The following is a 20767-nucleotide window of genomic DNA, read 5'->3' as shown; positions in this document are numbered from 1 at the left end:
TTGCGGTGGTGGTCGCGGTCCGTCCTGGTGCCGGTGTCGCGGCCGGCCCGGCCGGCCTGTCGGTGGACGTGGTGGCCGGCGAGGTGGTGGATGCGGTGATCGGGACGAGGAGGTGGGCGAAGACCGTGGAGCTGTACGGGACTGTGCTGGGGTGGTGGCTGCTGCTGGCCGTCGGCGCGGTGGCGGGGTGGTGCCGGCTGCAGCGGCAGTGGGCGGGTGTTCGTCGGGCCGGCGCGGTGCTGACCGGGGCCCCGGGCGGCTCCGGCGGGAGAGGCGCGAGCGGGAGAGGGCGGCGTGCCGACGACGGCGAGCGCCGTGCGGTGGCGCGACCGGTGGCGGCGGCCCTGCGGTGGTCGGGCGGTCCCTGGCGGGCTGTTCGGCGGGCGCCGGAACTCCTGCTCCTGCCCGGCGGGTCGGCGGTGGGGTGGGCGACGGCCTCGCCCGTCCCGGTGCTGGCGGCGCTCGCGGCCGTCCTGCCGGTCCGAAGGTGGCGCTCGCGCCGTGCCGCGGCGGCCGAGGCGAGGTACCGGTCGGCCGCCGTGGTGGAGCTGTGTGCCGGGCTGGCGGGCGAGTTGCGCGGCGGGGCGACACCCGAGCAGGCGCTCCACCTGGTGACCACGAGGATCGCGGCCGACCGGTCGGTGCTGGAGCGGATCGGTGCCGAGCCGGTCGCACGGCTCGCGGCCGGCCGGTACGGCGCGGACGTCCCGGCGGCGTTCCGGCTGCTCGCCGAACGGCCGGGCGGGAGCGGGGCGGCGGCGGTGGCCGCCTGCTGGGAGGTCGCCTCCGCCGGTGGTTCGGGTCTGGCGGCCGGGCTGGACGGGGTGGCCGAGGCGCTGCGCGTCGAGCGGGTGCTGGCGGAGGAGATCGCCGGCGAACTCGCCGCGCCGCGCACCACGATCGCGGTCCTGGCCGCCCTCCCGCTGGCGGGGCTGCTGCTCGGCGCGGCACTCGGCGCCCGGCCGCTGGAGGTGTTGCTCCACACACCGGCCGGGCTGGCCTCCTTGGTGGTGGGCGCGGTCCTGGAGGGGCTGGGCCTGGTGTGGACGACCCGGATCGTCGGGGCTGCCGCCGCCGGGGCGCCGGTGGCCGCCCAAGGCCATGAGTCGGGCGACGAGTCGGGTCACGGGTCGGGCCACGGGTCGGGCCACGGGTCGAGTCATGAGCCGAGAAGGGGCGGCGTCGACGGATGCGAGGAGTGGCGGTGCGGGATCACCCGGATCCGGGCCCGCACCCGGTCCGGCCCCGCGCGGCCGAGCGGGGCGTTCCGGCGGGAGGTACTGCCGTGGTGACCCGTGCGGTGGGTCGGGCGTCCGTGGTGCCGCCGGAGCCGGGACCGGCCTGTGCGGGCGGCCGCAGCGGTGGGCGCGCAGGAGGGAGCCGAGCAGGAGAGGCACGGATGGAGTGGGTGACCGAGCACGTGGCGGCCGCGATGTGCGCCGCGGCGGTGCTGGTGGGAGCGACGGCCGGAGGCCGGGCCCGGCGCCGGTGGCGTGCGCGCCGGAGGGCGGCCGCCCTGCTGGGCGGGGAGGAGCGGTCGCGCCGACAGCGGGCCCGTCGGAGGGCGCGGCGGCGGACGGCACAGGGGAGTCCTGCCCTGCCGGGGCAGGTCCGACGGGCAGCGATGGCGCTGGGCGCCGGCTTCGGAGCGGCGGTCTTCCTGGGCGGCGCCGCGGGTCTGGTGACAGGCGGACTGCTGGCGGCCGGGGTGCACCGGTGGCTGCCCCGGGCGAGGTCGCCGGCGGAGCGGCGGGCCGAACTGGACGAGGCACGGCTGCTGCGGCAGCTGCCGCTCACCGCCGAACTTCTGGCGGCCTGCCTCGGTTCGGCCGCCTCGCCGGCGGCGGCCGTCGCGGCGGTGGGCGCGAGCGTGGGTGCCCCGATGGGGCCCCGGCTGCTGTCCACGGCCGCCGAACTGGCCCTGGGGGCGCCCCCGGAGCTCTGCTGGCACCGGCTCGGGGAGGAGCATCCGCCGCTCGCGCCGCTGGCCCGCTGCCTGGTCCGGACGAGCCTGAGCGGCGCCCCGGCGGCAACGGCGCTCGCCGGGTTGGCGAGCGGCCAACGGGCGGAGGCCGTCCGGGCGGCGCACGCCCGGGTCAGACGGGCGGGAGTGCTGGCGACGGCGCCGCTCGGGCTGTGCTTCCTGCCGGCGTTCGTCCTGATCGGCGTTGTCCCGGTGGTGGTGGGGCTCAGCACGCGTTTCTCGCAGTCGATGTGACACATCGACCGTTTGCGGGACCGCCCGCCGATCGATCGGCGCCGGTCGTCGGTGCGGCGGTCTCTTGTCGGATTCGAAGCTTCGAACAAAGGAGGAAACTCATGAACCTGGCGATCGGTCCCGTGGCGGGTGCGGGTGCGGGTGCGGGTGCGGGTGCGGGTGCGGGTCCGGGGCTGGGGCGCCCGGCAGGGAGGCCGGTGGTCCGGAGCCGGTACTCGGCCCGGTTCCCGGCCCCGTTCCCGGTCCGGCTCGTGGTTCGACGTGCGGTTCGGCGGCGCGGCCGGATCGGGCTCGGCGGTCCGGACGCGGGAATGACCACGTCGGAGTACGCGGTCGGCACGCTCGCGGCGTGTGCCGTGGCGGCCGCGCTCTACAAGGTGGCGACCAGTGCGGCGGTGATGGAGGCGCTGCAGGCCGCCCTGGACCGGGCGCTCCATGCGACCTGACCCGTCGTCGGGATCGTCCCCGGGATCGTCCCCGGGGGCGATGCCGCCGATTCCGCCGATTCCGACGGTGCCGCCGATTCCGCCGAGGTGGCGGCGGCGCGGCGACGCCGGGTTCGTCACCGCCGAGACCGCCGTCGCGCTGCCGGCGCTGGTGCTGCTGGCCGCGCTGCTGGTCTGGGCCGTCCTCGCGGCAGCCGCCCAACTCCGCTGTGTCGACGCGGCACGCGCGGGAGCCAGGGCGGCCGCGCGTGGGGAGGTCGATGCCGCCGGGGTGGCGCGGGCGGTGGCTCCGCCCGGGGCGGCGGTCCTGGTCGACCTGGCGCCCGACACCGTCCGGGTCACCGTGGACGCGCCGTACGGGGCGCCGGGCCGCTTCGCGGAGGTGCTCGCGGTGCGGGTGAGCGCCACGGCGGTCGCGGCCAGGGAGGACACCCTGCGAGGAGCGGAGGGAGGCGGTGGTGCGTGGGCGGGGTGAGGCTTCGTGCGCAGCGGTCGGACACCGGCTCGGCGACGGTCTGGCTGCTGGCCGGTGTGCTGCTCGGCGGTGTGGCGTTCACCGCCGCGCTGTCCTTGGGCGTGGTGGTCGGCGCCCGCCACCGCGCGGAGTCCGCCGCCGACCTGGCCGCGCTGGCGGCGGCCGACCGGATCCTGGTGGACACGGACGGTGGCTGCGCCCGGGCGAGGGCCGTGGCAGCGGCGCAGTCGGCCGCGGTGGTCTTCTGCGCGGCCGACCTCCCGGCGGACGCCGTGGAGGTGGTGGCGGAGGTGCCGGTCACGGGGCTGCCGGTGCGGCTGCCGGTCGGTCCTGCCCGGGCCCGGTCCCGCGCCGGACCGCTCCGGGCCGCGGTCCTGCCTGCGGACGAGGAGGCGCGGGTCGCCCTGGGCGAGGCCGGTCCGGCCGGAGCCGGCCGGTGAGCCCCGGGCGGTCATTCGGCCGGTCGCTCGGTTGACCCGGTGGATCCGTCGGCCGCCTCGGCTTCCGCCGCTTCCGTCGCCGCTTCGACCTCTGCTGCCGCGTCCGCCGCCTCCGCCGTCCTGGCGTCCTCGGCGTCCTCCGCGCCCTCCGCGCCCTCTGCATCGTCCGCCGCTGCCCCGGGCGTTCCGGGAGCGCCGGTGAGCAGGACGTCCAGCAGCCGGACGGCGGCGGCCTTGTCCAGCGGGTCGTTCCCGTTGCCGCACTTGGGCGACTGGACGCAGGACGGGCAGCCGCGCTCGCACTCGCAGGCGGCGATCGCCTCCCGGGTGGCGGTCAGCCACTGCACGGCCCGGCGGAAGCCTCGTTCGGCGAAGCCGGCCCCGCCGGGGTGGCCGTCGTAGACGAACACGGTGGGCAGCCCGGTGTCGGGGTGCAGTGGCACCGAGACACCACCGATGTCCCAGCGGTCACAGGTGGCGAAGAGCGGGAGCAGGCCGATCGAGGCGTGCTCGGCGGCGTGGGCGGCGCCGGGCAGTCGGTCGGGCGGGATGTCCGCGTCGATCAGCTGGTCCTCGGTGACGGACCACCAGACGGCCCGGGTGCGCAGGGTGCGGGGCGGCAGGTCGAGCTTGCTCTCGCCCATGATCTCCCCGGTGGAGATCCGCTTGCGGAGGTAGCCGACCACCTGGTTGACCACCTCCACCGAACCGAAGCAGAGCCGGCCCTCGCCCCAGTCGACGGTGGTGTCGGTGGAGAGGACGGAGATGGAGGTGATGTCCCTGGCGGAGGTCGTGTAGGGCGGGTCGGCGGGCTCGACCAGGGCGACCGAGTTCTCCAGGTCGAAGTCCCGGACGAGGTAGGTCCGGCCGCGGTGGAGGTGGACGGCCCCGGTGTGCACGGTGGTGTGGGCGGCCGAGGCGTCCACGGTGCCGAGCAGTCGGCCGGTCGGCGCCTCGACGATCTGCACCGGGCTGCCGCCGCTGCCCCGCAGGTCGACGGCGTCGGCGGCCCGCTCGCGGCGGGTCCAGTACCAGGCCTCGCCGCGCCGGCGGAGCAGCCCGCGCCGCTCCAGCACCGGCAGCAGCGGAGCGGCCGACGGACCGAACAGCTCCAGATCGGTGTCGGTGAGCGGCAGCTCGGCGGCGGCGGCGCACAGGTGCGGCGCCAGTACGTGCGGGTTGTCCGGGTCGAGCACGGTCGCCTCGACCGGGGTGGCGAACAGCGCCTCCGGGTGGTGCACGAGGTAGGTGTCCAGCGGGTCGTCCCGGGCGATCAGGACGGCGAGCGCGCCCTGGGCCTCCCGCCCGGCCCGGCCGGCCTGCTGCCAGAGCGAGGCCCTGGTGCCCGGGTAGCCGGCCATCAGGACGGCGTCCAGGCCGGAGATGTCGACCCCGAGTTCGAGGGCGGAGGTGGAGGCGAGGCCGAGCAGTCGGCCGGAGTGGAGTTCGCGCTCCAGGGTCCGGCGCTCGTCGGCGAGGTAGCCGCCGCGGTACGCGGCGACCCGGTCGGCGAGCGGGCGGCCCAGCTGGTCCTGGGTCTGGAGCGCGACGAGTTCGGCGGCCCGCCGGGAGCGCACGAAGACGACGGTGCGGGTCTCCCGCTCGACCAGGTCGGTCAGCAGGTGGGCGGCCTCGGCGGTGGCGGTCCGGCGGACCGGCGCACCCTGCTCGCCGACGTTCTCGGTGAGGGGTGGTTCCCACAGTCCGAAGACCATCGGGCCGCGCGGGGAGGCGTCGTCGGTGACCGCGGCGGCGGGCAGACCGGTCAGCCGGCGGGCGGTGACGGCGGGGTCGGCGGTGGTGGCGGAGGCGAGCAGGAAGACCGGGGAGGAGCCGTAACGGGCACAGATCCGTCGCAGCCGGCGCAGCACCTGGGCCACGTGCGAGCCGAACACACCGCGGTAGCTGTGGCACTCGTCGATCACGACATAGCGGAGCGTCTTGAGGAAGGAGGACCAGCGGGCGTGCGCGGGCAGGACGCCCCGGTGCAGCATGTCGGGATTGGTGAGGACGTAGGAGGCGTACTGGCGGACCCACTCGCGTTCCTCGGGCGGGGTGTCGCCGTCGTAGAGGGCGGCCCGGACGCGGGGCGGGGCGAGTTCCGCGGCCCGGCGGCGCTGGTCGGCGGCGAGTGCCTTGGTGGGGGCGAGGTAGAGCGCGGTCGCGCCCCGGCCGTTGCGTGCCTCGGTGCCGTCCAACAGGTCGGACAGCACCGGCGCCAGGTATCCGAGCGACTTGCCCGAGGCGGTTCCTGTGGCGATCACCACAGATTGACCGGATTTGGCCAGATTCATCGCCTCCGCCTGGTGGGCCCAGGGCTGCTGGACCCCCGTCTCCCGGGCGGCCGAGGCGATCTCGGGCCGGATCCAGTCGGGCCACGGCGCATAACGGGCGGGCCGGGCGGGAAGGTGCTCCGTATGGGTGAGCCGGTCCGACCGCCCCCGGGCGGTGGACAGGGTCATGAGCAGTGCCTCGGGCAGGCTGTGACGCGGCGGCATGAGGACCCAGTGTGTCACCGGCGTGACGGAGAATCGTCCTAAGCCATCGTGCGGTCATGGTCACAGGTGGTTGAATGTGGCCGTGACGGCCGTACGGCCGGGGGTCGCAGCGCCGAGGCTTGCCACGCATTCGCTGGGTGTGCCCGGGGTTCGCGACCATGCGGTGACGGCCGTCCGGCCGAGGATCGCAATGACGTAGCAAGGCAAGGTGCTGGAGGTTCCGTGGACCTGTCCCTGTCGACCCGTACAGTCGGCGACCGCACGGTCGTCGAGGTTGGCGGCGAGATCGATGTGTACACCGCCCCCAAGCTGCGCGAGCAGCTGGTCGAGCTCGTCAACGACGGCAGCTACCACCTCGTCGTCGACATGGAGGGCGTGGACTTCCTGGACTCCACCGGCCTCGGTGTGCTGGTGGGCGGGCTGAAGCGGGTGCGTGCTCACGAGGGCTCGCTGCGCCTGGTGTGCAACCAGGAGCGCATTCTGAAGATCTTCCGGATCACCGGTCTGACCAAGGTGTTCCCGATCCACACCTCGGTCGAGGACGCGGTCCAGGCGACCGACTGATCAGTCGACCCGATCGACCGGACCGGGCCGGTCCTCCGTGGCCGGCCCGTCCGATCCTCATGCGTCCGGACGCCCGGGGCCGCACGGCCCCGGCTCGTCCGGCCGTCCTCGGACCGGCCGTTGCCGGCCCGCAGCGACCGGGGCCGTGTGTCCGGCCTCGGTCGGAACACCCCGAGGGGGAAGAGATGGCAACCGTCGAACTTCGATTCAGCGCGCTCCCCGAGCACGTGCGGACGGCCCGGCTGGTGGCCGCGGCAGTGGCCAGACGGGCGGGGGTCGACGAGTCGGTGCTCGACGAGGTGCGCCTCGCCGTCGGCGAGGCGTGCTCGCGCGCGGTCGGTCTGCACCGCCGCGGTGGGGTGACCGGCGCGGTGCGCGTCGCGTTGGTCGACCAGGAGAAGCGTTTCCTCATCGAGGTCGAGGACGAAGCGGGCCTCGACACCGTCCCGGCCACGGCGGCGGACGGCGCCGACCCGGACGAGGACACCCTGGGCCTCGCCGTGCTCACCGGTCTGGTCGAGGACCTGGAGGTCACCACCGGGGCCGGCGGCGGTCTGATCCGGATGAGCTGGCCGGTCTCGGCGGACGTACTCGCCGTCTGAGCGCACCGGTCGGCGCACGGCGCCGCACAGCGGGTGCGTCGACCGACGGGTGCGCGAACCGTCGGATGCGTGGACCGGACGCCGGACAGGTGGGCGGGCCGGAGCGGAAGAGCGGGTCCGAACGGGAAGCGGGGGTCGAGCGGCGGCCGTGTAGGTTCGCAGTTCGACGACCGAAACCGAAAGGGCTCTCCCGGTGAACAAGCGACTGCTGGCCGTACCCGCGCTCGGGGCGCTGCTCGCGTTCGGCGCCGTCGGCTGCGGCGACGACAACAGCAAGCAGCTGGAGTCCTGGGCGGCGAACGTCTGCGGCGCGGCCAAGGACCCGATCGCGCAGGCGCAGACCGCGCTGGCGGACACCGGGCAGGTGAAGACCGGCGAGGCCCCGGCCGACCTCCAGAAGCGCCTCTCGGCGGACATCGGCCGGCTGGCGAAGACCAACCAGGACATCGCCGCCGCCATCGACGGCGCCGGTGCGCCCAAGGTCGACGACGGCGCGAGCCTGCAGAAGGACACCGTCACCGAGCTCACCAAGGCGGCCGACGGCTACCTGGAGGTCCAGAAGAAGCTGGACGCGCTCCCCAACGCCGACCAGGCGAAGTTCGCCGACGGGCTGCGCAGCGTGGCCGACCAGGTGCAGCAGCTGGCCTCGCTCTCCACACAGGCACAGGGCAAGCTCCAGCGCGGCGACCTGGGATCGGCGATGGCCAAGCAGGAGGGGTGCAAGCCGGGTTCGGCCGCGGCCGCTCCGACGTCCCCGGCCACCGGCGGCCCGTCCGACGGCTCCACGGGCGCGCCCGCGGACGGGGCGGCTGGCGGCGCGAGTCCGACGGCGACCGATGCCCCCGGTGCCCGGACGCCGTCGACTCCGGCCCCGACCGCCCCGGCGAGCTGATCCCGCTCCGACCCGGGCCCACCGGCCCCGCGCGGCCTCCCCGTTGCAAGGGACCCGCCAGAGGCACGCCCCCCCGCGTACACCCCCGCACATCCCGGCACACACCCACGCACACCCCCCCTCGGCCATCGGCCGAGGGGGCGGCGGTGTTGGGGACGGGACAGCCGGGCGGGCGGGGGAGAATGGCGGGGTGATCAGTAGCCCCGTTCTCGACCCGACCCGCCTCGCCAGACTGCGCGAGGCGCTGCTCGCCGCCTCGTACACCGCCGACGGCTGCCTGGACCTGCTCGGGCCCACCGGGTACGCGGCGCTGGCCCGCAGCGAGGCGGTGCCCGCGCTGCGGGCGACCCGTGGCGGCAGCCCGCTGGAGACGCTGGTGCGGCTCTTCCTGCTGCAGCAGCCCGTGCCCTACCCGGCGGCCGCCGCCGCGCTGCCGGTGGAGGACTGCCTGGCCGACGGCTGGCTGCGCCCGGACGGCGACTCGGTGCGCGCCACGGTGGACGTCCGGCCCTATGCGAACGAGGTGTCCGGGCTGCCGAGTTCGGACGCCTGGGTGGTCTCCGACCTGGGCTGCGCGGTCGGCGGCGCGGGCGGCATCGGCTCCGGGGAGACCGCGCACGGGGTGGCCCGCAAGGACCTCGTGCTCGGGGTGGGCGGCGCGTCCACCACGCTGGCCAACATCACGGTGCGCCGGCCGGTCCGCTCGGTGCTGGACCTCGGTTCGGGCTCGGGCGTGCAGGCGCTGCACGCCGCCCGGCACGCCCAGCGGGTGACCGCCACCGACCTCAACGGGCGGGCGCTGCGCTTCACCGAGCTGACCCTGGCGCTGTCCGGTTTCGACAACACGGAGACCGCCGCCGGCAGCCTCTTCGAGCCGGTGGGGGAGCGGCGGTTCGACCTGATCGTCTCCAATCCGCCCTTCGTGATCTCGCCGGGCGGGCGGTTCACCTACCGGGACGGCGGGATGGCCGGCGACGACCTGTGCCGCAGCCTGGTCCGCTCGGCCGCCGACCACCTGGAGCCGGGCGGGCACTGCCAGCTGCTGGCCAACTGGCAGCACGTCAAGGGCGAGGACTGGCAGGACCGGCTGGCCGGCTGGGTGGCCGGGACCGGGCTGGACGCCTGGATCGTCCAGCGCGAGGTGCAGGACGTGGCCCAGTACGCGGAGCTGTGGCTCCGCGACGGCGGAGACCACCGCGGTGCCGGCGACGACTACCAGGCCCGGTACGGGGAGTGGTTGGACGCCTTCGAGGCCGGCCGGGTCGAGGGCATCGGATTCGGCTGGATCACCCTGCGTGCGAGCGGCGCCGAGCGTCCGACGGTCCGGGTGGAGGAGTGGCCGCACCCGGTGGAGCAGCCGTTGGGCCCGCACATCGAGGAGTGGTTCGACCGGCAGGACTTCCTGCGCACCCACGACGACGCGGGCCTGCTGGCGGCGCGGTACGTGCTGGCCGACGAGGTGGTCCAGGAGCAGGTGGGCGCCCCGGGGGCGGAGGACCCGGAGCACGTGGTGCTGCGCCACAACCGCGGGATGCGGCGGGCCACCAAGGTGGACACGGTGGGTGCGGGCTTCGTCGGGGTCTGCGACGGGACGCTGTCGGCGGGCGAGATCGTCGACGCGATCGCTCGGCTGCTGGGCGAGGACCGGGTGGTGCTGCGCGACCGGGTGCCGGAGTCGCTGCGGCTGCTCACCGAGCAGGGGTTCATCCGGCCCGCGCCCTGACCGCCTCCTGACCGCCTCCTGACCGTCTCCTGGCCGTCTCCTGGCCGGGGCCGGGGCCGGGGCCGGGGCCGGGCCGGGCGCCGCAACGCGCCCGTGTCCGGGCCCGGCCGTCGGCGTACCCCGGTGCCCGCCGCCCCGGTGCTCCGCCGCTCCGCCGCCCCGCCGCCCGGGTGCTCCGGCCTCCCGGCGCCACGGCACGGGCGCTCGCCGACGGCACCCGGTTCACCTCACTGTTTCCCCTGGTTCGCCGGGCAGCCGCCGAACATCTCCCCCTTGTTGGTCCTGGACTGTGAGGCTCTGTCCACAGGCTGTGGACAGAACTGGGGGCGGCCGGGGTGGAAACGACGACGGCGACGGCGGGTGGAGCGATACTCGCCCTCTTCGGCGGCGCACTCCTGCTCTGGTGCGCCGCCGAAGCGCGCTTGCGCCACCGGATCCGGCGCCGCGGGCTCCCGGCGGTCGCCACCGTGCTCCCGGAGTCCGACGTCCACGGGGCGCTCGACAGCGCACCGCTGCTCTCCTTCGCCACCCGCCCGGTCCCCGGCGGTCGCACCGGGGGCGCGCCGGGTGCCGAGGCGGCCGGTGAGCTGGTGCTGACCCGGCCCCGGGGCCACACCCCGCTGCGCCGCCCGGCCCATCTCGTACCGGGCGGTTCGGTACGGATCGCCTACGATCCGCACCGTCCCGCTCGAGCGGTGCTGCTGGCGGAGGAAGCCGGCCCCCGGCCACTGGTGGCCGACCTGCTGTGGACGGCGCTCGGCCTCGGCTGCCTGGCCGCCGGAGCCGTCCTGCTCCTCGCCGCCGCCTAGCCCCGCGGCCCCCGCTTGCGCCCCGTCCGCTCCCCGTCCGCTCCCTGTCCGCTCCCTGTCCGCTCCCCGCAGCCCGGTGACGCAACCCGCGGGGCGGCCGGTGCGGTGACCTGCGGGGCGACCGGTGACGCCGCCCACCGCCTACCATCCACGGCGCCCGGGCGCACCAGTATTCCGTTGACAGATTTTGAAATCCGTCATTCCATCCTTCGAAACCCGCCGAAGCCCCCCTCCGCAGGGCGCGATCCGTCGTCGTCGGGTTACCGTTCGAGTGGCGTCGGTCGGCCTTGCCGGTGAAATCGCGGGAACCGTCCGTTTGACAAGGGTGGCCGGGGTACGGTCACACTCCGCTGGTGGGGTCGTCGTACAGCGGCAGCCCCGGGTCGGTGGAGGGGTCGGGCGGAGCGCAGCCCGTGCTGCCAGCGCCGACCAGCTCATATAACGACCGGGAGAGAAGAGCGAAGGTGTCCCCGAGCAGCGAGACCGCGCACGGACAGCGACTCGTCATTGTCGAGTCGCCGGCCAAGGCGAAGACGATCAAGGGCTACCTTGGCCCCGGCTACATCGTCGAGGCGAGCGTCGGACACATTCGCGACCTCCCGAGCACGGCCGCCGAGGTCCCGGACAAGTACACCGGCGAGGTGCGCCGCCTCGGGGTGGACGTGGACCACGACTTCGCCCCGATCTACGTGGTCAACGCGGACAAGAAGTCCCAGGTCAGCAAGTTGAAGTCGCTCCTCGCGGAGTCCGACGAGCTCTTCCTCGCCACCGATGAGGACCGCGAGGGCGAGGCCATCGCGTGGCACCTCCAGCAGGTGCTCAAGCCCAAGGTGCCGGTGCACCGCATGGTGTTCCACGAGATCACCAAGGCCGCCATCCAGGAGGCCGTGGCCAACCCGCGCGAGCTGAACCAGCGCCTGGTCGACGCCCAGGAGACCCGCCGCATCCTCGACCGCCTGTACGGCTTCGAGGTCTCGCCGGTGCTCTGGAAGAAGGTCATGCCGAAGCTTTCGGCGGGCCGGGTGCAGTCCGTGGCGACCCGGCTGGTGGTCGAGCGCGAGCGGGAGCGGATGGCGTTCCGCTCGGCCTCGTACTGGGACCTGGTCGGCACCTTCGGCACCGGCCGCACCGCGGCCGACGCCGCCAACCCGGAGAACTTCGGCGCCCGGTTGTCCTCCGTCGACGGCAAGCGGATCGCCAGCGGCCGCGACTTCGGCCAGGACGGCCGGCTCAAGGCGGGCAGCGCCAACACCCTGCACCTGGACGAGCAGGCCGCCCGCGCGCTGGCCGCCGCCCTGGAGCAGACCGCGTTCTCGGTGCGCGGGGTCGAGTCCAAGCCGTACCGCCGCTCCCCGTACGCGCCGTTCCGCACCACCACGCTCCAGCAGGAGGCCAGCCGCAAGCTGGGCTTCGGCGCCAAGCGGACCATGCAGGTGGCCCAGAAGCTGTACGAGAACGGCTTCATCACCTACATGCGTACCGACTCCACCACGCTGTCGGAGACGGCGATCAACGCCGCCCGGGCGCAGGTCACCCAGCTGTACGGCGCCGACTACCTGCCGGACGCGCCCCGCACCTACGCCTCCAAGGTGAAGAACGCCCAGGAGGCGCACGAGGCCGTCCGCCCGTCCGGCGACCGCTTCCGCACCCCGGCCGAGACCGGCCTGGCCGGCGACGACTTCAGGCTCTACGAGCTGATCTGGATGCGCACCGTCGCCTCCCAGATGAAGGACGCGGTCGGCCAGTCGGTCACCGTGAAGGTGGGCGGCCGGGCCGCCGACGGCCGGGACGCCGAGTTCTCCGCCTCCGGCAAGATCATCACCTTCCACGGCTTCCTCAAGGCCTACGTCGAGGGCGCCGACGACCCGAACGCCGAGCTGGACGACCGCGAGCGCCGGCTGCCGCAGGTCACCGAGGGCGACCCGCTGGCCGCCGAGCAGCTCACCCCCGAGGGCCACGCGACCAAGCCCCCGGCCCGCTACACCGAGGCCTCGCTGGTCAAGGAGCTGGAGGACCGGGAGATCGGCCGCCCCTCCACCTACGCCTCGATCATCGACACCATCATCGGCCGCCGGTACGTCTTCAAGAAGGGGACGGCGCTGGTGCCGTCGTTCCTCTCCTTCGCCGTGGTCAACCTGCTGGAGAAGCACTTCGGCCGACTGGTCGACTACGACTTCACCGCGAAGATGGAGGACGACCTCGACCGGATCGCCGCCGGCGAGGCGAAGTCCGTGCCGTGGCTGAAGCGCTTCTACTTCGGCGAGGGCACCGGCGAGGGCCTGATCGCGGGCGGCGCCGCCGAGGCCGGCAACGGCGACGGCGACCACCTCGGCGGTCTGAAGGAACTCGTCACCGACCTCGGCGCGATCGACGCCCGGGAGATCAGCTCGTTCCGGATCAGCGACGACATCACCCTCCGGGTCGGCCGCTACGGCCCCTACGTGGAGCGCGCCTCCGCCGTCGAGGGCGAGCCCGGCCAGCGTGCCGACATCCCGGACGAGCTGCCGCCGGACGAGCTGACCGTCGAACTCGCCGAGGAGCTGCTGGCCCGGCCCAGCGGTGACTTCGAGCTCGGCCCGGACCCGGTCTCCGGCAACATGCTGGTCGCCAAGGACGGCCGCTACGGCCCGTACGTCACCGAGATCCTGCCCGAGGGCACGCCCAAGACCGGCAAGAACGCGGTCAAGCCGCGGACCGCCTCGCTGTTCAAGACGATGTCGCCGGACACCGTCACCCTGGACGAGGCGCTGAAGCTGCTCTCGCTGCCGCGGGTGGTCGGTGTCGACCAGGACGGCGTGGAGATCACCGCGCAGAACGGCCGCTACGGTCCGTACCTCAAGCGCGGCACCGACTCCCGCTCGCTCACCGGCGAGGAGCAGCTGTTCACGGTCACGCTGGAGGAGGCGCTGGCGATCTACGCCCAGCCCAAGCAGCGCGGCCGGGCTGCCGCCGCCCCGCCGCTCAAGGAGCTGGGCACCGACCCGGTCAGCGAGCGCCCGGTGGTGGTCAAGGACGGCCGGTTCGGCCCGTACGTGACGGACGGCGAGACCAACGCCACGCTCCGCAAGGACGACGAGGTCGAGACCATCACGCCCGAGCGCGGCTACGAGCTGCTCGCCGAGAAGCGGGCGCGCGGGCCGGTGAAGAAGACCGCGAAGAAGGCCCCGGCGAAGAAGGCGGCGGCCAAGAAGACCGCGACGAAGACCGCGGCCAAGAAGACCACCGCGGCGGCCAAGACGGCGGCGAAGAAGACCACTACCGTGAAGAAGGCCGCCACCAAGACGGCGGCGGCCAAGACGGCCGCGAGCAAGTCCACCGCCACCGACGAGGGCTGATCCCAGGTCGAAGGCGTCCGGGCCCGCGTCCGCTCCGGCGGCGCGGGCCCGTCCCGTTCGCGGCCGGGGCGTGACAGGGGCGTACGCGGTCTGTCACAACCCGGTGGCGGCGCCCGTCCGGAGCCGTGCTCCCCTCTTTTGCGCCATGCCCCGACCGCTACGCTGACCGTATGACGAGCGAGGAGCAGCCCACCCCCAGCGCCGCGGCGGCCGGACCGGGCGGCACGCCCGACCTGCCCGAGGTCGCGCCTGCCGGGACCGCTGGCGAGCGGATCCGGGCGCTGCTGCGGCTGCGCCCCTACCGGCGCCTGTGGACCACCCAGCTGATCGGCGGCACCGCCGACCGGCTCGGCCTGCTGGTGCTGCTGATGCTCACGGTGATCGCCGCCGTGCTCGGCGGGCAGTTCGGCGACCTGCCGCGCAGCCTCGCCTTCGCGGTCGCCGCCGTGCTCGCCACCCGGTTGGCCGCCACCGGGCTGGTCGGCGCCGCCCTGCTCGGCCCGGTGCACGGACTGCTCACCGGCCGGCTCGACCGGCGCTGGACGCTGTTCGGCGCCGATGTGCTGCGCGTCGTGCTGATCGGCGTCGCCCCGTGGTGGATCGTCTGGCTGGGCTCCGGCCCCGAGCCCTCCGGCGCCGCGACCTGGGTCCTGCTCGCCACCGTCTTCCTGACCGGCGCCGCCGAACGGGTCTGGGCGATCGCCAAGGCCGCCGCCGTCCCGGCCCTGCTCCCGCCCGTCGACCCGTACGCGCCGGCCGGCGAACGCCGGCCGTCCGCCGCCAACCTGGCCACCGTCCGGACCCTGGACCACCGCACCGGGTGGGCCGCGCTGCCGCTCGGCGCCGGCGCGCTCGTGCTGCTCACCCTGCTGAACAACGTCTTCGCGGCGCTCGGATCGGACTGGCTGCGCGCCCACCAGACCACCTTCGCCGCCCTGGGTGCGGCCGCCCTGTTCGCCGTCTCGGCCACCCGGGTGTACCTCCAGGAGCTGCCCGGCGGTCCCGTCAGGGTGCCGCCGGCCTCGCCGCTGCGCGGGCTGCGCGCCCCGACCGACGCCACCCCCGGGCCCGCCCTGGCCAAGGGCCGCACCGGTGCCGCCCCGTACTTCACCTTCGCGGTCTCCGCCGGGTACGCGACGATGGCCGGCGTCGCCGCGCTGGCCCTGCTGACCGCCGTCGAGCACCGCGCCGGGCCGATCGGCTACGGCATGCTGGTGCTGGCCGCGACCGGCGTCCCCGCGCTGGGCATCCGGATCACCCGGGCCGTGCTGCCCACGCTCTCCCGCCGCCGACTGCTCGTGCTGGCGCTGCTCACCGAGGGCGTCGCACTGGTCCTGGCCGGTCTGGTGCTGGACTTCGTGCTCCTGCTGCTGCTCACCGTGCTGGCCGCGCTGGCCGCCGGCGTGGTGATCTCCACCGGCCGCAGCCTGCTCGCCCTGGAGGTCGAGGAGGCCCGGCTGCCCAAGGTCACCGAGCACCTCTACGCGGTGCTGCGGGTCGTCGTCGGCACCGCGCTGGTCGGCCTGCCGCTGATCGCCGCCGCCTACGGGGACGTCCAGTACGGCGCCCTCGAGCCCGGCTCGTTCACCTTCGTCCACGGCGGCGCGGCCCTCGCCGTCGGCACCGCCGGACTGCTCACCCTCGTGCTGGCCGCCGTCGTGCTGCTGCGCACCGACGACCGGCGCGGCACCGTGCCGTTCGGCCGGGACCTGGTCGACTCGGTGCGCGGCGCCACCGGTCCGGCCCCGCACCGGGCGGGCACCGGCTTCTTCATCGCCCTGGAGGGCGGCGACGGCGCCGGCAAGTCCACCCAGGCCCAGGCGCTCGCCGAGTGGATCCGGGGCAAGGGCCACGAGGTCGTGCTCACCCGTGAGCCCGGCGGCAGCCCGATCGGGCAGCGGCTGCGCAGCCTCGTCCTGGACGTCGGCAACACCGGCCTCTCGCACCGCGCCGAGGCGCTGATCTACGCGGCCGACCGGGCCGAGCACGTCGAGAACGTGATCCGCCCGGCGCTGGCCCGCGGCGCGGTGGTCATCACCGACCGCTACATGGACTCCTCGATCGCCTACCAGGGCGCCGGCCGCGACCTGGCCGCCACCGAGGTGGCCCGGATCTCCCGCTGGGCGACCGGCGGGCTGCTGCCCGACCTGACCGTCGTCCTGGACGTCGACCCGACCCGGGCCCGGGAGCGGTTCACCGAGGCGCTGGACCGGCTGGAGTCCGAGCCGACGGAGTTCCACCAGCGGGTGCGCTCCGGCTTCCTGGCGCTCGCCGCCGCCGATCCGGCGCGCTACCTGGTCGTCGACGGCAGCCAGGCCCCGGGCATCGTCACCACCTCCGTCCGCCACCGGCTCGACCGCGAGCTGCCGCTCTCCGAGCAGGAGAAGGCCGCCCGCGCCGAGCAGGAGCGCAAGGCCGCCGAGGAGGCCCGGCGCCGGGCCGAGGAGGAGGCCCGCAGGCGCGCCGAGGAGGAGGCCGCCGAGCGCAAGCGCCAGGAGGTGCTGGCGCAGCTCCGGGCCGAGCAGGCGGAGAAGGAGCGGCTGGCCGAGGAGGAGGCCGAGCGGGTCGCCGCCGAGGCCGCGCGCAAGGCCGCCGAGGAGGCGCGCCTGCGGGCGGAGGAGGAGGCCCGCAAGCGGGCCGAGGAAGAGGCGAAGCGGCGGGCCGAGGAAGAGGCGCGCCGGGCCGTCGAGGAGGCCGAGCGCAAGCGGCTCGCCGAGGAGGCGGCCGCCCGGGCGGAGCTCCAGCGTCAGCGGGAGCTGGCCCGGGAGGAGCAGCGGCGCCGGGCGGAGGAGGCGCTGCAGCGGGCCGAGGAGGCCCGGCTGGCGCAGGCCGCCGCGCTGGCGGCTGCCGCGGCGGCCGCCGCCGAGGCGGCGCAGCGTGCGGAGCGCGCGGGCCCGGGCGGGGACGTCCGGGGTGCCGCCGGGGCGGGCCCGGACGACGCGGTGACCACCGAGCTGCGGGTCGTGAAGGACTCCGGGCCTTCGGACCGGCGGGACGGCGGGGACGCGACCAGGGAGCTTCCGCTGCTGGGCGGGGGCGCCGCCGGGCGGTCCGGCGGGGCCGCGGGCGGCGTGGCGGACGTGGCGGAGACGGCGGTGCTGCCGGTGGTTCCGGCGGACGAGACGGCGGTGCTGCCGCGGATCCCGGCCGACGAGACGGCGGTGCTGCCGCGGGTCCCGGCGGAGGACGCCGACCGGACCGCGGTGCTGCCGAAGGTCGAGCCGGGTCGTGCCGGGGACCGGGTCGCGCCGGGCCAGGTGCCGCCGGGAGCGGCGCCGTCCGGTCAGGTTCCGCCGGGCCTCTGGCGGGACGACCGTCCGGGCGGCGGTACCCGTCCGGCGCCGGCGGAGCGTCCGGTGGACAGCACCCGCGAGCTGCCGGTGGTCGACCCGCAGCAGGAGCAGCCCGCCGCCGACCCGAGGCCCCGGCCGGACTGGGCGGAGGAGACCCCGCTCGACGATCTGCCGAGCCTCACCGACACCCTGCTCGGCACCCGCGAGGAGTGGGCCAGCTGGGGCCAGGGCGGCCAGGGCGGTCAGTCCGCCCCGTCCGGTCCGACGGGGCACGTGGGTCCGGCGGGCCCGGGCGCCGGTGACGGGAGGCGTGACGCCGGCCAGGACGACGGCAAGGGCAAGGGCCGGCGCTGGGGCCGCCGGAGCTGACCGGCCGGAACGGCGGCGGCGACGCGAACAGCGGGACCGGCTGCACGTCCGCACGGCTCCACGTCCGCACGGCCGTGCGGACAGCCCGGGGCCGGTGCCGGTGGGTCCGGTCCGGTACCGGCAGGCCCGGTCCGGAGCCACCGGGCGACGTCGTACCGGGCACGTATGCTCGACGGCGGGAAGCGGGAGACGAAGGCCGGACGGGTCCGTCCGGCGCCCTCCGGCTCCCGCCGTCGCCGGTGTCGGGCGGGGGCGGCAGGTCCGTACCGAGCGTGGGAGCAGCAGTGGCCGTCTGGGACGACCTGGTGGGCCAGGAGCGGGTGGTCGAGCAGCTGACCGGCGCCGCCCGGGCGGCCGGGGCGATCGTCGATGCCGGGCGCGGCACCGAGCCGGTGTCCGGCGCGAACGCCTCGCTGATGACGCACGCCTGGCTGTTCACCGGACCTCCCGGGGCCGGCCAGATCACCGCCGCGCGGGCCTTCGCCGCCGCGCTTCAGTGCACCAGCCCCGACCTCGCGCTCGGCGGCACCCCCGGCTGCGGCTTCTGCGACGGCTGCCACACCGTGCTCGCGGGCAGCCACGCCGACGTGAAGTACGTCCGCACCGACGGCCTGTCCATCGGCGTCGGCGACATGCGCGACCTCGTCCTGCGCGCCTCCAGCTACCCCACCGGCGGCCGCTGGTCGGTGATCCTGGTCGACGCCGCCCACCGGCTCACCGAGGCCGCCGCCAACGCGCTGCTCAAGGGCGTCGAGGAGCCCTCCCCGCGCACCGTCTGGCTGCTCTGCGCCCCCTCCGTCCAGGACGTGCTGCCGACCATCCGCTCCCGCTGCCGGCTGCTGGTGCTGCGCACCCCGGCCGCCGAGGCGGTCGCCGACATGCTGGTGCGGCGCGACGGCGTCGATCCGAACACCGCCCGGCTGGCCGCGCTGGCCGGGCAGGGCGACATCGAGCGTTCGCGTCGGCTGGCCGTCGACGAGCAGGCCCGGTCGCGGCGCACCGAGGTGCTGCGGATCCCGCTGGAGGTCGGCGACATCGGCGGCTGCCTGGCCGCCGCCCAGCGCCTGGTCGACACCGCCAAGGCCGACGCCGAGGCGCTCGCCGACACCCGGGACAGCAAGGAGACCGACGACCTCAGGGCCGTGTACGGCGCGGCCGAGGGCGGCAAGGCGCCGCGCGGTATGGCCGGCGCGGTCAAGGAACTCGAGAAGCGGCAGAAGAGCCGGGCCACCCGCACCCGCCGCGAGACCCTCGGTGTCGCCCTGCTGGACCTGCTCGGCTTCTACCGGGACGTGCTGGCGATCCAGCTCGGTTCGACCGGCGCGCTCGCCAACGAGGACCAGCGGCAGGCGCTCGACCGGATCGCCCAGGCCGGTCCGCCGGAGTCGACCCTGCGCCGGATCGAGGCGATCCTCGCCTGCCGGGTGGCCCTGGACCGCAACGTCGATCCGCTGCTGGCCGTCGAGGCGATGACGGTGGCACTGCGCGCGGGCTGACCGCCGGGCCGGGGCGACGCGCCGGTACGGGGTCCGGGTTCCCGCGGAGGTGTGCACGTTCCGGCTCGGGCCGGGTGCCCGCGACGAGGTCCGCCGGGCCACCCGCGACGACGTCGGCCGGGCCAACCGCGACGGGCCCGGTACGGCTTCCCGCCCCAGTGCCGCGTCCCACCTTCGAGTGAACGAGCGATACGCGCCGGGCGCACCGTCGTAGGACGTCCCGCTCGCGCTGCACGCTGGGGGCCGACTGCGCCCCGCCGCCGGGGCCGTCGCGTCCCGTACGGTGCCGGGCCCGACCGCCCGTCCGGCCCTCCCCGAGGTGGTGCGTCCCATGGTCCGTTCGCTTCTGCTCGTTCCCCTGCTCGCCGTCGCCGGGGGAGGGGTCTGGTTGGCCCGCGGTGCGCTGGTGCGGTGGCGGGACCTACGGGTCGCCGAGACGTACGAACTGAGCGGGGACCAGTGGCCGATGCTGGTGCGGGCGGCCGGCGCGATGGTCTGCGGGATCTGCGTCACCGTGCTGACGCTGCTGACGGCGGTGGGCGCGTTCGGGAACCTCGAGGGCGGGGCCACCGGGCGGACCGGTTCGGCCGCCGATCGGTTCGACGGGACCGGGGCCGGCAACGGGTTCGGCGGCGGGGCCGACGGCCCGGGCGCCGGCCGGCCGGCCGCTCCGCCGGTCGAAGCCGTCGACGCCGCGGCCGCCGCCACCTCGGCGAGTACGCCGACGCCCTCCCCGCTGCCGGTGGTCAGCCGGTTCGACAGCGTCGGCCACCCGGGCGGCGGCGAACTGCTCCAGTCGGCCGTGCCCGGCCCCGACGGCCACCCGCGCAACGTCCGGGTCTGGCTGCCCGCCCAGTACGCGAAGGACCCGAACGCCCGCTTCCCGGTCGTCGTGATGCACGCCGCCACCCCCCGGAAGACCGCGGACACCGAAGTCCCGGACGTCTTCGAGGGCCTCGCCTCTGCCGTGCAGAGCGCCAGGTCCAAGCCGTTCATCCTGGTCGCCCCCGAGGCGCCGAACGGCACCGCGCACCCCTGCGAGCTGGTCGCCGCCGCCCCGATGGCGGTCGCCGACGACGCGGCGCTGCGCACCACCGTCGCGGCCACCTTCCGCACCCTGCCGCCCGGCCCGGCCGGCTGGGGCACGCTCGGCGTCGACGACGGCGCGCCCTGCGCGGCCGCGGCAGGACTGGCCCGCCCCGACCTGTACGGCGCGGCGGCCGCCGTCTCCGGCCGGTACGACCCGGCCGCGCTCGCCCGGACCGGCGCCGAGGCGCCCGCGGCCGGGACCCCGAGGCTGCTGCTCGCCGCCGGGAAGGCGGACACCGCCGGGCTGGACGCCGCCCGCAAGCTGCAGTCGGCGCTCCACGGCGGCACCGGCGCCGCCGCCCGCGCCGAGGTGCGGATCTCCGACAACGCGACCGACTACTCCGCGGACCGGGTCCGGCTGCGGTTGGTGCGGCAGGCGGCCCAGTACCTCGGCGAGACGCTCGGCAAGGCGTCCTGAGCAGGCCCGGTGCGGGCACTACGCTTCCGGTACTCCCCGGTGGCGGCGCGGCCGCCGGCGGGCGTGGACGGCTGAGGGGATCCCAGATGCGGGCCGACGG

Annotated in this window: 15 protein-coding genes; 14 read left to right on the top strand and 1 reads right to left on the bottom strand. The window is 75.7% G+C overall.

Features of this window, described 5'->3' with window-relative positions; all coding sequences use genetic code 11:
* Positions 1-5: 5 nt before the first annotated feature.
* From BLU95_RS18255 to BLU95_RS18235, 5 genes are all read left to right on the top strand, one after another.
* Entirely contained in the window at positions 6-1292 is a 1287-nt protein-coding gene (locus BLU95_RS18255; protein ID WP_093860968.1) for a type II secretion system F family protein, read from the top strand.
* 107 nt (positions 1293-1399) lie between these two features.
* Positions 1400-2218, top strand: a complete 819-nt coding sequence (locus BLU95_RS18250) for a type II secretion system F family protein (protein WP_093860967.1) — start codon at positions 1400-1402, stop codon at positions 2216-2218.
* Positions 2219-2319: 101 nt separating this feature from the next.
* A complete protein-coding gene (locus BLU95_RS45120) occupies positions 2320-2664 on the top strand; it encodes a DUF4244 domain-containing protein (RefSeq protein ID WP_093860966.1) in 345 nt (114 codons plus the stop codon).
* 67 nt (positions 2665-2731) lie between these two features.
* A complete protein-coding gene (locus BLU95_RS18240; protein ID WP_231978621.1) occupies positions 2732-3139 on the top strand; it encodes a TadE family type IV pilus minor pilin in 408 nt (135 codons plus the stop codon).
* Positions 3136-3579, top strand: a complete 444-nt coding sequence (locus BLU95_RS18235) for an Rv3654c family TadE-like protein (RefSeq protein WP_093864956.1) — start codon at positions 3136-3138, stop codon at positions 3577-3579. Before BLU95_RS18240 ends, BLU95_RS18235 begins: the two co-directional genes overlap by 4 nt.
* Positions 3580-3590: 11 nt before the next feature.
* On the opposite strand, the gene BLU95_RS18230 is transcribed toward BLU95_RS18235, so the two are convergent.
* Entirely contained in the window at positions 3591-6077 is a 2487-nt protein-coding gene (locus BLU95_RS18230) for a DEAD/DEAH box helicase (RefSeq protein WP_093860965.1), read from the bottom strand.
* A 222-nt stretch (positions 6078-6299) separates the two neighbouring features.
* Between BLU95_RS18230 and bldG the strand changes: the two genes are divergently transcribed.
* The 9 genes from bldG (at position 6300) to BLU95_RS18185 (ending at position 20667) form a co-directional block, all read left to right on the top strand.
* The gene (gene bldG, locus BLU95_RS18225; RefSeq protein ID WP_030392670.1) at positions 6300-6641 is read left to right on the top strand and encodes an anti-sigma factor antagonist BldG; all 342 of its coding nucleotides are present in this window, start codon (positions 6300-6302) and stop codon (positions 6639-6641) included.
* Positions 6642-6826: 185 nt separating this feature from the next.
* Complete coding sequence (locus BLU95_RS18220; protein ID WP_093860964.1) at positions 6827-7243, top strand: ATP-binding protein; 417 nt, start codon at positions 6827-6829, stop codon at positions 7241-7243.
* A 193-nt stretch (positions 7244-7436) separates the two neighbouring features.
* Positions 7437-8135, top strand: coding sequence for a hypothetical protein (locus BLU95_RS18215; RefSeq protein WP_093860963.1), 699 nt, complete (start codon positions 7437-7439; stop codon positions 8133-8135).
* Between the two features lie 190 nt (positions 8136-8325).
* On the top strand, positions 8326-9858 hold the full coding sequence (locus BLU95_RS18210) for a DUF7059 domain-containing protein (protein ID WP_093860962.1): 1533 nt from the start codon (positions 8326-8328) through the stop codon (positions 9856-9858).
* Positions 9859-10193: 335 nt separating this feature from the next.
* The gene (locus tag BLU95_RS18205; protein ID WP_159424928.1) at positions 10194-10667 is read left to right on the top strand and encodes a DUF3592 domain-containing protein; all 474 of its coding nucleotides are present in this window, start codon (positions 10194-10196) and stop codon (positions 10665-10667) included.
* Between the two features lie 464 nt (positions 10668-11131).
* Positions 11132-14002 carry a type I DNA topoisomerase gene (gene topA / locus BLU95_RS18200; protein WP_093860960.1) on the top strand — a complete coding sequence of 957 codons (2871 nt, stop codon included), beginning with the start codon at positions 11132-11134 and terminating at the stop codon, positions 14000-14002.
* Positions 14003-14172: 170 nt separating this feature from the next.
* Positions 14173-17664, top strand: a complete 3492-nt coding sequence (tmk, locus tag BLU95_RS18195; RefSeq protein ID WP_093860959.1) for a dTMP kinase — start codon at positions 14173-14175, stop codon at positions 17662-17664.
* Positions 17665-17948: 284 nt separating this feature from the next.
* On the top strand, positions 17949-19160 hold the full coding sequence (locus tag BLU95_RS18190; protein ID WP_093860958.1) for a DNA polymerase III subunit delta': 1212 nt from the start codon (positions 17949-17951) through the stop codon (positions 19158-19160).
* A gap of 331 nt (positions 19161-19491) precedes the next feature.
* The gene (locus tag BLU95_RS18185; protein WP_093860957.1) at positions 19492-20667 is read left to right on the top strand and encodes an alpha/beta hydrolase; all 1176 of its coding nucleotides are present in this window, start codon (positions 19492-19494) and stop codon (positions 20665-20667) included.
* Positions 20668-20767 lie beyond the last annotated feature (100 nt).

This window comes from Streptomyces sp. TLI_053 (genome assembly GCF_900105395.1).
Classification (GTDB): domain Bacteria; phylum Actinomycetota; class Actinomycetes; order Streptomycetales; family Streptomycetaceae; genus Kitasatospora.
The sequence above is the reverse complement of the archived record's forward strand: the minus strand, read 5'-3'. Positions and strand labels throughout refer to the sequence as shown.